General features: G+C 68.1%; 10 protein-coding genes. 2 read left to right on the top strand and 8 right to left on the bottom strand.

What is annotated here, in order from left to right:
- Positions 1-77 precede the first annotated feature (77 nt).
- Positions 78-782 carry a transcriptional repressor LexA gene (gene lexA / locus ACLP9N_RS35695; protein WP_442411816.1) on the top strand — a complete coding sequence of 235 codons (705 nt, stop codon included), beginning with the start codon at positions 78-80 and terminating at the stop codon, positions 780-782.
- A gap of 17 nt (positions 783-799) precedes the next feature.
- On the opposite strand, the gene ACLP9N_RS35700 is transcribed toward lexA, so the two are convergent.
- The 8 genes from ACLP9N_RS35700 to ACLP9N_RS35735 all read right to left on the bottom strand — a co-directional run bounded on the left by ACLP9N_RS35700 (position 800) and on the right by ACLP9N_RS35735 (position 10,762).
- Positions 800-2,992, bottom strand: a complete 2,193-nt coding sequence (locus tag ACLP9N_RS35700) for an LGFP repeat-containing protein (RefSeq protein WP_442411817.1) — start codon at positions 2,990-2,992, stop codon at positions 800-802.
- 357 nt (positions 2,993-3,349) lie between these two features.
- Positions 3,350-4,510, bottom strand: coding sequence for an acyl-CoA dehydrogenase family protein (locus tag ACLP9N_RS35705; protein ID WP_442411818.1), 1,161 nt, complete (start codon positions 4,508-4,510; stop codon positions 3,350-3,352).
- Between the two features lie 81 nt (positions 4,511-4,591).
- Positions 4,592-6,049, bottom strand: a complete 1,458-nt coding sequence (gene hflX, locus ACLP9N_RS35710; RefSeq protein WP_442411819.1) for a GTPase HflX — start codon at positions 6,047-6,049, stop codon at positions 4,592-4,594.
- A 61-nt stretch (positions 6,050-6,110) separates the two neighbouring features.
- Positions 6,111-6,992 (bottom strand): diaminopimelate epimerase, encoded by an 882-nt coding sequence (dapF, locus tag ACLP9N_RS35715; RefSeq protein ID WP_442411820.1) that lies wholly within the window; start codon positions 6,990-6,992, stop codon positions 6,111-6,113.
- A gap of 4 nt (positions 6,993-6,996) precedes the next feature.
- Positions 6,997-7,950, bottom strand: a complete 954-nt coding sequence (miaA, locus tag ACLP9N_RS35720) for a tRNA (adenosine(37)-N6)-dimethylallyltransferase MiaA (RefSeq protein WP_442411821.1) — start codon at positions 7,948-7,950, stop codon at positions 6,997-6,999.
- The gene (locus ACLP9N_RS35725) at positions 7,947-8,642 is read right to left on the bottom strand and encodes a hypothetical protein (RefSeq protein ID WP_442411822.1); all 696 of its coding nucleotides are present in this window, start codon (positions 8,640-8,642) and stop codon (positions 7,947-7,949) included. Before ACLP9N_RS35725 ends, miaA begins: the two co-directional genes overlap by 4 nt.
- A 41-nt stretch (positions 8,643-8,683) precedes the next feature.
- Positions 8,684-9,634, bottom strand: coding sequence for a DMT family transporter (locus ACLP9N_RS35730; protein ID WP_442411823.1), 951 nt, complete (start codon positions 9,632-9,634; stop codon positions 8,684-8,686).
- Positions 9,635-9,802: 168 nt separating this feature from the next.
- The gene (locus tag ACLP9N_RS35735) at positions 9,803-10,762 is read right to left on the bottom strand and encodes a DMT family transporter (protein WP_442411833.1); all 960 of its coding nucleotides are present in this window, start codon (positions 10,760-10,762) and stop codon (positions 9,803-9,805) included.
- Between the two features lie 305 nt (positions 10,763-11,067).
- Between ACLP9N_RS35735 and ACLP9N_RS35740 the strand changes: the two genes are divergently transcribed.
- Positions 11,068-12,396 carry a DUF349 domain-containing protein gene (locus ACLP9N_RS35740; protein WP_442411824.1) on the top strand — a complete coding sequence of 443 codons (1,329 nt, stop codon included), beginning with the start codon at positions 11,068-11,070 and terminating at the stop codon, positions 12,394-12,396.
- The last annotated feature ends 121 nt before the right edge of the window (positions 12,397-12,517 follow it).

Below are 12,517 nucleotides of genomic sequence, written 5' to 3' on the forward strand. Positions count from 1 at the left end.
CCACGATCCGACGCCCGCGACACACCGTGTCGAACACATGTTTGATTCTTGGGCGTGGTGCGGCTACATTCAGTGCCATGGGCGACAGCAACGACACCTCAGCCAGCGGCGCCGACGGCCGCGCGGGTTCGGCGGATTCCGGGCTCACCGAACGGCAGCGCACCATCCTGAACGTCATCCGCGCTTCGGTGACCAACCGCGGCTACCCGCCGAGCATCCGTGAAATCGGCGACGCCGTCGGTCTGACCTCGACCTCCTCGGTGGCTCACCAGTTGCGCACCCTGGAGCGCAAGGGCTACCTGCGTCGTGACCCGAACCGCCCGCGGGCTGTCGACGTGCGCGGTGCCGAGGAGAATGCTGGCGCGGTGGCGCCTGTCACCGACGTCGCGGGCTCGGACGCCTTGCCGGAACCCACGTTCGTACCCGTCCTCGGGCGCATCGCCGCCGGCGGTCCGATCCTGGCGGAGGAAGCCGTCGAAGCCGTCTTCCCGTTGCCGCGTGAGCTGGTCGGCGAGGGCACACTGTTCCTGCTGAAGGTGGTCGGCAACTCGATGGTCGAGGCCGCGATCTGCGACGGCGACTGGGTGGTCGTGCGGCAGCAGAACGTCGCCGACAACGGCGATATCGTCGCGGCCATGATCGACGGTGAGGCCACTGTCAAGACGTTCAAGCGCGCGGGCGGTCAGGTGTGGCTGATGCCGCATAACCCGGCGTTCGATCCGATCCCCGGCAACGACGCGACCGTGCTTGGCAAAGTCGTCACGGTAATCCGCAAGGTGTGACGCTTCGACGAGGGACGTCAGTCGGCCTTGACGAAGCCGCTGGCTAGCGCGGCATCCTCACTGGCAAACCAGATTTCGGCGAGAGTGTCGTGGTAGAGCGCGCTGTCGGGCAGGTAATACAGCCCGGACCGGGCACTTGCCTTGACGGGGTATCCGTCGGGCATCTGGTACGGGTCGGCCAGCGGCATGTGGATCGTCGGGCGCCGCGCGGGGCCCGGCCCCGACGGCGGTGGGGCAGCTCCGGAGGGCCCATCCACGTCTGCGACATCCACGGCAGCGTGGTGCCGCCCGGTTCGCACGGTGTCGGAGGCCGCGCCATCCGAGGGACCGGCCTCCGAATAGTCGGGTTCTGAAAACACATCGTCGAGGTAAACGTCATCGGCGGCGGCGGTTTCCGGAGGGCCTTCCGAGAAGACATCGTCGGGGTGGGCGACCTCCGGAGGAGGCCCTTCCGAAAAGACATCATCCGGATAGGCGACCTCCGGAGGAGGCCCTTCGGAAAAGACATCATCCTCGGCCTCGGCGTCCGGCGGGCCTTCCGAAAAGAGGTCATCGGGGTGCTCGGCATCGGGAGCCGCGGATCCGGAGAACACAGCACGCGATAGGGCCCGATCCGACACGACGGGGGTCGGAGTCGTGTCCACCGCGTCGGGATCGTCTCCGTCGGGCTCATCGCCTCCGGACGGCGCTCCGCCGAACTCCCCCACGGGCGCGACAGCCTCGGCCGAGTCGGCATTCGCCCAGCCGGCCTCCCCTTCATCGAGGTGCCAATGCCCGTCGGCGTCGTAGCCAAGGTCGTGATCATCCCGGAAGTCGCGATCCTGCTGGTATGTCCCGGCCTCAAGGGCCTCACGGCGGGCGTGACGCCGGCGCCACCAGCCCAGCACCAACAAGCCCACCAGCACGGCCAGCAGCAGCACCGCGATGGCAGCCACCAGCCACCACCACTGCCAGGTGAACTTCTTGGCGTGGGGTGCCGTCGCCGAGCCACTCGGCTGGTTCTGCCCCGCCACCTGCAGACCGGACAACAACGGCGCCAGATTCGCCGGGTCTGTGGTGAACGTGTTGTTGGCGCGGTTCCACGCGATCTTGCCGCCGGTGAACTTCTGCGAGACGACGTCACCGTCCGTCGCTTGATCGCCTACCGGGGCGCCGAGTTTGCCGGTGGGACCGCGGAGCTTGTCCCAGGCGGCTTTCATGGCCCCACGCACGACGAACGCGCCGTGGTCAGGTGTCCAGAAGATCACCGGCTTGTCGGCCGCGGAGAACGTGGCGATCCGGCTGGAGGGCCCGATTCCGCCGTCCGATTCGTTGGCGATCGGAAAGCCCAGGTCGCTGCCGACCGGCCCGCCCAGCGACTCATACTTCGCCAGAATGTCGCTCTCGAGCGCATTCGCACCGGTTGCCGGGCTGAAAAACACCTTGCCGCCGACGAAGGGCTGCACGATTCCGTCGCCGCCGATGGGTTGCTCGCCGCCCTGCTTGGCGCCTAACGGGCCGTTGACGCCGCCGGCCGCGCGCCAGGCCATGTTGATGGCGGCAGTGGGATCGATCGCTACCTGCAGCCCTTTCAGCTGATCGGCCAGCACCGCCGGCTCAGTGGCGAACTCCTTGGTCTTCCTGTTCCAGGAGACCGCACCGCCGGTGAACTTCTGGGAGGTGGCTTCGCCGTCGTAGGTTTCATCCCCGACCGGGGCTCCCAGCACGCCGCCCGAGCTGCCGAGTCTGTCCCACGCGGCGTTGAGAGCGCCGCGTACGACGAACGCACCGTGGTCGGGAGTCCAGAAGATCACCGGCTTGTCGCTGGCGGAGAACGTCGCCGCCCGGCTGTCGGGTCCGGCCAAGCCGGGAACTTCGTTGATGGTCGGGAATCCCAGATCGCTGGTGGCGGGCCCACCGAGCGACTCGTACTTGTCCAGGATCGGCCCGTACATGTATTTGGCGCCGGTGTCCGTGGTGTAGAACATCTTGCCGCCGTCGAAGTTCAGCGCGAATCCGTCGCCGGCGGGATAGACGTCACCCTTCCTGGCGCCCAGCGGGGAGTTGTCGCCGCCAGCCTTCTCCCACGCGGCCATGATGGCAGCCTCGGCGTCGCCTATCGGAGACGCCGCCACAGTAGGCGCCAGCAATGCGGCGGCCACCACCGTGGTCACCAAGCTGACCAGCGCCCGTCCGACCAGCTTGCGCAATTGACCTCTCTGCCCGTTCACCAAGCCTCCCAGCCGACGGATACGACCTCAAACTGTGGCCATTCCCGTATCCCGCTCGCCCGGCGAGCGGATGGTACGCCCACAATAGGCGTTCCCTGGTTAGTCCGTATTATCGCCGGGCTCGCACAACTTTGCTCCAGCGAACGATAATTGCGCAATCGAATCGAAAATAGTGCGAAAACGGATACCCAGCCGATGTCGAAATGATGCCGTGTCACGTCAGTGTCGTGACAAACCGATGCCTTACCCGGGCATTAGCCCGCGCGGCTTTACGGCCGGCGCGCTGATCGGCGGCATACCGGCGTTGCACCACAACGGGATTCCGGCACGCAACGGAGCCGGCCGGGCTAGACGCCCTTATACACCCAAGCCGCGGCCGATAATTTCCTTCATGATTTCGGTCGTCCCGCCGTAGATCGTCTGCACCCGGGCGTCGAGATAGGCGCGAGCAACGGGGTATTCGCGCATGTAGCCGCATCCGCCGTGCAGTTGCAGACAGCGGTCGATCAAATGCACCTGCTTTTCGGTGGAATACCACTTGGCCATCGCGGCCTGTTCGGCCGTCAGCTTGCCCTCCAGATGCAGCGCAAGGAACTCGTCGACCATGATGCGCACCACGGTGGCCTCGGTGGCCAGCTCCGCCAGCACGAACCGGCTGTTTTGGAAGCTGCCGATCGGCTTGCCGAAAGCCTTGCGCTCCTTGGTGTATTGCAGCGTCTCCTCCAGCACACTCTCCATGGCAGTGGCGGCCAAGACGGCGATGTTGATCCGTTCCTGCGGGAGGTTCTGCATCAGGTAGATGAACCCCCTGCCCTCTTCGCCGAGGAGGTTCTCGGCCGGAACATGCACATCGGTGAACGACAGCTCGGCGGTGTCCTGCGCGTCCAGCCCGATCTTGTCCAGATGCCGACCGCGCTCGAAGCCCTCCATGCCGCGTTCCACGACCAGCAGCGAAAAGCCCTGGGCGCCTTTGTCTGGGTCGGTCTGGGCGACCACGATCACCAGGTCCGAGTTGATCCCGTTGGTGATGAATGTCTTTGAGCCGTTGAGCACGTAATGATCACCCTGCTTAACGGCGCGGGTTTTGATGCCCTGTAGGTCGCTGCCAGTGCCTGGCTCGGTCATCGCGATCGCCGTGATCAGTTCTCCGGTGCAGAACTTGGGCAGCCAGCGTCGCTTCTGCTCTTCGGTGGTCAGCGCCAGTAGGTACGGCGCCACGACGTCGTTGTGCAAGCCGAAGCCGATCCCGGTGTAGCGCCCACGAGTGATTTCCTCAGTGACGATTGTGTTGTACCGGAAATCAGGGTTGCCCCCGCCGCTGTACTCCTCGGGCACGGCCATGCCGAGAAAGCCCTGTTTGCCGGCTTCCAGCCATACACCGCGGTCGACGATCTGCGCCTTCTCCCATTCGTGGTGATACGGCGCGACGTGACGATCGAGGAAGGCCCGAAAGGACTCCCGAAACAATTCATGCTCAGGTTCGAAAAGGGTGCGCTGGTACTTGACGGCGCTGTTCATGGATGACCTCCGGCGAACGGGAACTCTGCCGCCCAACATATACCAACCGGGCGGTTGGTCGGTGGACTGGCCGACCGGTCGTCAATGCGCGGCGAACTCCCGCAGGCTGGCGGCCAGCGCCACCGGGACCCGGGCCTTGATCCGCGTGCCGTCGGGGTTGTGCTCCGCCTGCTGCACGCGCCCATCGGCGTGCACCCGGGCCACCAGGTCACCGCGGTCGTAGGGGATTACCACGTCCACGGCGGTGTCGGTGGCAGCGGCGAGCTCGGACATCCGCCGGCGCAGCGCGTCGATGCCATCGCCGGTGCGCGCGGAAACGAACACCGCGCCGGGCAGGGCGTGACGAAGCTTGGCCAGCATCAAATCGCTTGCGGCGTCGACCTTGTTCACCACCAGCAGTTCATGAGGCGCATCCCCGTTATGGTCCGCCCCGTAGTCTGAGAAGACCTCGGAGACCACCTGCCGGACGGCGTTGATCTGTGCCAGCGGATTGACGTCGGAGCCGTCGACGACGTGCACCAACAGGTCGGCGTCGACAACCTCCTCCAGCGTGGAGCGGAACGCCTCGACCAACTGGGTGGGCAGGTGGCGCACGAACCCGACGGTGTCGGTGAGCACGAACGGGCGGCCGTCCTCGAACTCAGCGCGACGGGTGGTGGGTTCCAAGGTGGCGAACAGCGCGTCCTGTACCAGCACCCCCGCGCCGGTTAACGCGTTGAGCAGGCTGGATTTACCCGTGTTGGTGTAGCCGACGATAGCGATCGACGGTGTCTCGCTGCGCAGCCGGCGGCTGCGCTGGGTGTCGCGGGCCTGCTTCATCGCGTTGATCTCGCGGCGCAGCTTGGCGATCCGCTCACGGATGCGGCGCCGGTCGGTCTCGATCTTGGTCTCACCGGGACCGCGCAAGCCCACCCCGCCGCCGCTGCCGCCGGCGCGGCCACCGGCCTGCCGCGACATCGACTCACCCCAGCCACGCAGCCGCGGCAGCATGTACTGCATCTGCGCCAGCGACACCTGCGCCTTGCCCTCCCGGCTGGTGGCGTGCTGGGCGAAGATGTCCAGGATCAGCGCGGTGCGATCGATGACCTTGACCTTGACCGCCTTCTCCAGCGCGGTCAGCTGCGCCGGGGACAGTTCACCGTCGCAGATGACGGTGTCGGCGCCGGTCGCCACCACCACTTCGCGGAGTTCGGCCGCCTTGCCCGAACCGATGTAGGTCGACGGGTCGGGCCGGTCGCGGCGCTGGATGAGCCCTTCGAGCACCTGGGAGCCGGCGGTCTCGGCCAGTGCGGCCAGTTCGGCCATGCTGGCCTGGTTGTCCGCGGCGCTGCCCTCGGTCCACACCCCCACCAGCACCACCCGCTCCAGCCGCAGCTGGCGGTATTCGACCTCGGAGACGTCGGCGAGTTCGGTGGACAGCCCGGCGACCCGGCGCAGCGCCGAGCGGTCTTCGAGGGCAAGCTCGCCGGTGCTGGGTACTTCGCCTGGGGAGTCTGGGAAGTCCGATGAGCCCGTGTCGGGCGAATCTGGATATGTCATAGGCAATTTCCGATGGTGGCACGTCGCGGGTGCCGGCGCACCCGAAATAAATCCCGAATAATCACGCCGGCGCGTTCCACCACGCGTCCGCGATCTCGCCGTGGGCCACCAGCACCGACGGCCCGCGCAAGTAGCTGGTCGCGTTGGTGACGGTGACCACGACGTCACCGCCCGGGACGCGGACCGTGAGGCTGCCGGTGTCGGCGCCGTCGGAGGCCAGCGCGGCGACGGCGGCGGCGACCGTCCCAGTACCGCAGGACCGAGTTTCACCCACCCCGCGCTCGTGGACGCGCATCCGGATCGCCCCGCCGGCCGGGGCGGTGAGCACCTCGACGTTGACCCCGTCCGGGAACTGCGCGCGGTCGAATTCCACGGGCGCCGCGACGTCCAACGCCGCCAGCTCTTCGGCGGTCAGTTCCGGGTCGAGGCAGGCCAGGTGCGGGTTGCCCACGTCTATCGCGATGCCGGCGAACCGCCGCCCGGCAACTGTTGCCTCGAAGGCCTCCCCCCCGCTACCCAGCCAGTTGGCCTTGCCCATGTCGACGGTGACGTCGGCGTTGGTGGCATCGACGTGGTGCAGGGTGACCAGCCGCGGGCCCGCCAGCGACCCGACGACGAACTCGTCGCGCGCCTCCAGGCCACTTACGCGCAGGTAATGCGCGAACACCCGCACCCCGTTGCCGCACATCTGCGCCATCGACCCATCGGCGTTGCGGTAATCCATGTACCAGTCGTCGGCGCTGACCCCGTCGAGCAGGCGATCGAGCACGCCGGCCGCCGTGGCGGCAGCCGCGGTGGTCACCCGCAACACGCCGTCGGCGCCCAAGCCGCGGCGCCGGTCGCACAACGCGGCGACCCGGGCGGGGCTCATCGTCAGCTCGGCCCCGACGTCGGGCAGCAGCACGAAGTCGTTCTGGGTGCCGTGGCCCTTGGCGAAGATCACGAGATCAGGATACGTGCCGCCACGCCCGCAACGCGCCGTCGACGAGGCGAGCGCCGCTGTCCGCTGGGCCCGCGTCCAGCCAGTGCACCCGGTGGTCGCGGCGGAACCACGAGCGCTGCCGTCGCACGTAGCGGCGGGTGCCCACGAACGTCTGCTCACGCGCGTCGCGCAGCAGCTCGGTTGTACCGCCGGCTTCCAGACCAGCAGAGAGGGCCGCGATCACCTGGGCGTAGCCCAGCGCGCGTGACGCGGTAACCCCGTCCCGCAGGCCGTCGCCCAGCAGTGCGCGCACCTCCTCGACCAGGCCCTGCTCGAACATCGCGTCGGTGCGCCGGGCCAGTCTTTCATCGAGAATTGTTGTGTCGCAGTCTAATCCGACGATCGCTATGTCCCACCGCGGGGCGCCGATGCTCGGCGCCGATGCGGCGAACGGCTGCCCGGTTACCTCGACCACCTCCAGGGCACGCACCGTGCGCCGGCCGTCGGTGGGCAGGATGGCCGCGGCGGCGGCCGGGTCGCGGCGGGCCAGTTCGGCGTGCAGATTAGCCACTCCGACCTCGGCGAGCCGCCGCTCCCATCTCGCGCGCACGGCCGGGTCGGTGGCCGGAAAAGACCAATCGTCGAGCAGCGACTGGATGTAGAGCATCGAACCGCCGACCACGACCGGCACCGCTGCCCGGGCCGCGATCGCCTCGATATCCGCGGCGGCGGCGTGCTGATAGCGGGCCACGGTCGCGGTTTCGGTGACGTGCAGCACGTCAAGTTGATGGTGCGGGATGCCGCGGCGCGCCGCGACGGGCAGCTTCGCGGTTCCGATGTCCATGCCGCGATACAGCTGCATCGCGTCGGCATTGACGATTTCCGCGCGGCCGCCGAGTCGCTCGACACGTTCTGCAAAGTCGAGTGCCAGCTGCGACTTCCCGGTTCCCGTCGGCCCGATGATCGCGAGCGGTCTCACGGCTGCCAGACGCCGGCGAAGTACCCCACGCCGTAGGGTGCTCCCCGGTAGAGCTCCTTGGCCGTTCGCGGGCCTGGCTCCGTCAGGCCGGCCAGCACCTGAAAGGCGACCCGCCCCAGGATCTGGCCAGGCAGCCGGGTCAGGGCGGCCACGTCACCGTCGGCCAGCGCGTCGTCAAGGGCCAGTTGCACAGCGGCGGCGCCGGGGTCATAGCCGCCGGGGGCTCGTTCAGTCAGGGTGTTCGCGCCGTCGGCGACGACGAGTACGCCGATCGGATCGGGCGTCCGGTCGATCTCGGCACGCAGTTGCCGGCCGCGGGCTACCGCTGTGTCGGCATCGTGGTCGCTGCGGTAGACGCGGACCTGCGCGCCGGCCTCGGGCCGGGCCTGGCCGCGCACCCAGCCGGCGATCAGCGCGCACAGCGGCAATCCGGGCGGCGACTGGCCGCTCTCCGCTGCCCGCGGTGACAATGCGACCTGAACGTCGGCTCCGAAGCCCGCGAAGGTGCCCACGCTGCTGGGCTCCTTGACGTCGTCGGCACCGCCGGTTCCGATGCCGATCCAGCGCGCCGGCAGCAAGGCGGCCGCTGCCAGCACGGCCGCCCGCAGGTCGGCCAGCTCGGCGCTCGCCGCTCCGCCCAGTTCGGGGACGAGCACCGGCGCCGACGGAACGATCGCGATGGCGCTCAACACGCCACCAAACTAACGTCTCGGCGCCGCGAGCATTGCTGGAACTAGGCGGGTCCGACCGATCCCGGTGTGATGGCAGGGCTTTTCGCGCCGTCATCTGAAGTCCCGGCGATTTTTCGGTCTGCCCCGACGCCGGCCGCCATCGAGGCGGCCTCTCCGCGCGCCAGCCCAACCGTCGCGACGATGACCATCGCCACCGCGGCGATCAGCACAAACACCCCTGCCCCTTCGACGTCGAAGGTCTCGCTGAGCACGATGACCCCGAGCGCACCGGCGACCGCGGGCTTGGCCACGGTCATCGTCGGCAACGAGGCAGTCAGCGCACCGGCGCGGAAGGCCGCCTGCTGGAAAATCATCCCGGCCAGGGCCACCAGCAGCCACGGGTAGAACTCCCACGACCGCAGGACCGCCCCCAGACCGCCTTCGCCGACCTCGACGATTCCCTTCGTCAGCACCGCGAAAAGCGCCAACGACGAACCCGCCACCACAGCCAGCAGTACCGCGGCCACCGGGCGACCAGACCAGATCCTCGCCCCCAGCACACACAACACCAAAATCGGGGCCATCACGGCGGCCACGATGGCCCACGTTCCCAGCGACGCCCGCTCCTGGCCGGTGCTGGGATGCCCGACGATGATCACCACCGCCAGCGAAGCGGCCAGTACCACCGCCCACGCCCACTCCCACCGGGTCACCCGCTTATGGGTCAGCCGGGCGTAGATCGGCAGGGCGAACAGCAGGGCCGTCACCTGCAACGCCGTCACCATCACCACTGAGCCCCAGGCCAGGGCCGCCGCCTGCAGGCTGTAGTTCGTGATCGCTGCCGCGCCGCCCCACCACCACCGGCTGTCGCGTAATGACATGAAAAACAGCTCGAGGTGGCCCACCTCTTTGTCGGTGATCTCCTGGGCGGAGCGCTGCCGGATCACGTCGCCGATCGCGGAGAACAGCGCCGCGCACAGGGCAATCAGCGCCGCGATGTCCACCTTCGACATCGGGACCCCCTCATCAGCGTTCGGAACAGCGTTCCCGTCAGAAGCTTTACGTACACCTGCGGTTCGAAAGCAGTTCAACAAGAAACTTTAGTGCTTCTGGGCCACGGTCTCGACCCCATCGACCTATGTAAAACCTATGCTCAACCTGTGTAGAAGCGGAATGACCAGCTAGGCCCGGCCTGCCGCGACCGCGGCGACCGGGGCACGGGTTTCCGGTGCCGGAACAGGTATGCGGCCAGTTGTGACGCGCCTCTCGTCGCCCGCCATGGAGGCGGCTTCACCGCGCGCCAGCGCCGTGGTCGCGACAATCACCACCACGACCGCGGCCGCCAAGGCGATCAGCTGCGGGCCGTCGGCGCCCAGCGTCTCACCCAGCACGGTGACACCCAGCAGCGACGCCACCACCGGCTCGGTCACCGTCATCGTCGGTAACGACGCGGTCAGCGAGCTGGCACGAAACGACGACTGCTGGAACACCGTCCCGAGCACCGCGACCAGCAGCCAGCCATACAGCTCGGGCGTGCACAGCAGCGCCCCGAGGCCTTGGAGGCCATGGGAGCCCACCACGTCGACGATGGCCTTGGTGAACACCGCGAACAACGCCCACGACGACGCCGACACCACCGCCAGCAGCACCGCCGCCACCGTGCCCGACCAGATCTGGGCGCCCCACACGCAGAACACCATCGCCGGGCCGATCACCAAGGCCACCACGGCCCAGGTCTGAATGGAAGCCCGCTGGTAGCCGGCCGCCGGGTCACCGACCGTGACGAACACCGCCACCGCGCCGGCCAGCAGCACCGCCCACACCCACTGCCGACGGGTCAACCCCTGTTTGGTCAGCCAGGCATAGACCGACAGCGCGAACAGCAACGCCGTCACCTGCAGGGCCTGCACCAACACCACCGACCCCAGGCCCAGCGCGACGGCCTGCAGCGCAGCGCTGACCACGGCCGCCCCTCCGCCCAGCCACCACTTCAGGTCGCGCAGCGACATTTGCAGCAGTTCGACCTGGCCGACCTGCTCGTCGGTGATCTCCTGCGCCGAGCGCTGGCGGACCACGTCACCGGTGCCCGATATCAACGCGGCGACCAGCGCGAGCAACGCCGCAATATCCACTTTCGCGATGATGAACCCTTCCCCACCGAAGGCCCCGAACGAGGTTCTCCGTCACGCTACCGGGCAAAGCACGCTGGTTCTGCTGCCCGAAGCCGAGTTGTTACCCGGCCGTAGGCGCCGTGATATCGGCGGAACCAAGGTGCCGCGCACGGCCCGCGAAGCTGCTTCAATACTGTGGGGAGCCGATGTGGGAGAACCTGGGATGAGGCCCCAGGGCCGCATCGGAGCTTCCGACCGTACAAGGTGCCGCTACGCGCGGCAGGTGCGCGGGATGGCGACCGCGCTAACAATGGCAAAGGGCAGGTGACAACCGCATGACCCCCGACGACCCCACCATTAGCGATTCCCCCAAGCCGACGCCACGGCCTGGACCGCGTCCCGGCGCCCGGCCGACGCCGCGACCTCCCGCCTACCTGGTGGCAGCACACACGCCCAGCGATCCGCACCAGTTCGGGCGCGTCGACGACGACGGCACCGTATGGCTGGTCACCGCGGCCGGCGAGCGCAACATCGGGTCCTGGCAAGCGGGCGACCCCGAAGCCGCCTTTGCCTACTTCGGCCGCCGATTCGAGGATCTGAGCACCGAGGTCACGCTGATGGAGGAACGGCTGACGTCGGGCACCGGCGATGCCCGCAAGATCAAAGCCAATGCGATCGCGCTGGCCGAGACGTTGCCGACGGCCTGTGTGCTGGGCGACGTCGATGCGCTCGCGGACCGGTTGACGAACCTGGTCGCGCGGATCGAGGTCATCGTCACCGCGGTTCGCTCCCGACGCGACGAGCATCGGGCCGCTCAGACCACCCGCAAGGAGGCGCTGGCGGCCGAGGCCGAGGATCTGGCCGCCAACTCGACTCAATGGAAGATCGCCGGCGACCGGCTGCGCGCCATCCTCGACGAATGGAAGACGATCACCGGCCTGGACCGCAAGGTCGACGATGCGCTGTGGAAGCGCTATTCAGCGGCCAGGGAATCGTTCAACCGGCGGCGCGGGTCCCACTTCGCCGAGCTGGACCGGGAGCGTTCGGGGGTTCGGCAGTCAAAGGAACGCCTCTGCGAGCAGGCCGAAGAGCTGTCCGAGTCGACGGACTGGGCCGGTACCAGCGCCGAGTTCCGGAAGCTGCTCACCGAATGGAAGGCTGCGGGACGGACAACCAGAGAGGTCGACGACGCGCTGTGGCGACGCTTCAAAGCCGCCCAGGACTCGTTTTTCACGGCACGTAACGCCGCGACCGCGGAAAAGGACGCGGAGCTGCAGGCCAACGCCACCGCCAAAGAGGCGTTGTTGACTGAAGCGGAAAAGCTCGACACCACCGACCACGAAGCCGCCCGGGCGGCGTTGCGGTCGATCGCCGACAAATGGGACGCGATCGGGCGGGTGCCCCGGGAACGGTCCGCCGACCTGGAGCGACGGCTGCGCGCAGTCGAGAAGAAGGTGCGCGACGCCGGCGAATCGGACTGGTCGGACCCGCAGGCGCAGGCCCGCGCCGAACAGTTCCGGACCCGGGCCGAGCAGTTCGAACGACAGGCCCAAAAGGCAGCGGCAGCCGGCCGGACCAAAGAAGCCGACGAGGCGAGGGCCAACGCCGAGCAGTGGCGGCAATGGGCCGAGGCAGCCGCGGAAGCGCTGACCCGCAGGTCCTAGGACGCTGCTGATGTAGTGCCCTCTGCGGGGCGGGTTGCCGGTGTGGTTGGTGTGCCCGAAGTGGTGTGTGGTGGACGGCATTGTTGGTCGAGGTGCTGGTACTGCCTGGCGGTCGGGTCCG

Source organism: Mycobacterium sp. (assembly GCF_052144515.1).
Taxonomy (GTDB): Bacteria; Actinomycetota; Actinomycetes; order Mycobacteriales; family Mycobacteriaceae; genus Mycobacterium.

Coding starts and splice junctions, on each gene's coding strand:
- lexA (WP_442411816.1), top strand. CDS start 78: ATGGGCGACAGCAACGACACCTCAGCCAGCGGCGCCGACGGCCGCGCG.
- ACLP9N_RS35705 (WP_442411818.1), bottom strand. CDS start 4,510: ATGAACAGCGCCGTCAAGTACCAGCGCACCCTTTTCGAACCTGAGCAT.
- hflX (WP_442411819.1), bottom strand. CDS start 6,049: ATGACATATCCAGATTCGCCCGACACGGGCTCATCGGACTTCCCAGAC.
- ACLP9N_RS35730 (WP_442411823.1), bottom strand. CDS start 9,634: ATGTCGAAGGTGGACATCGCGGCGCTGATTGCCCTGTGCGCGGCGCTG.
- ACLP9N_RS35740 (WP_442411824.1), top strand. CDS start 11,068: ATGACCCCCGACGACCCCACCATTAGCGATTCCCCCAAGCCGACGCCA.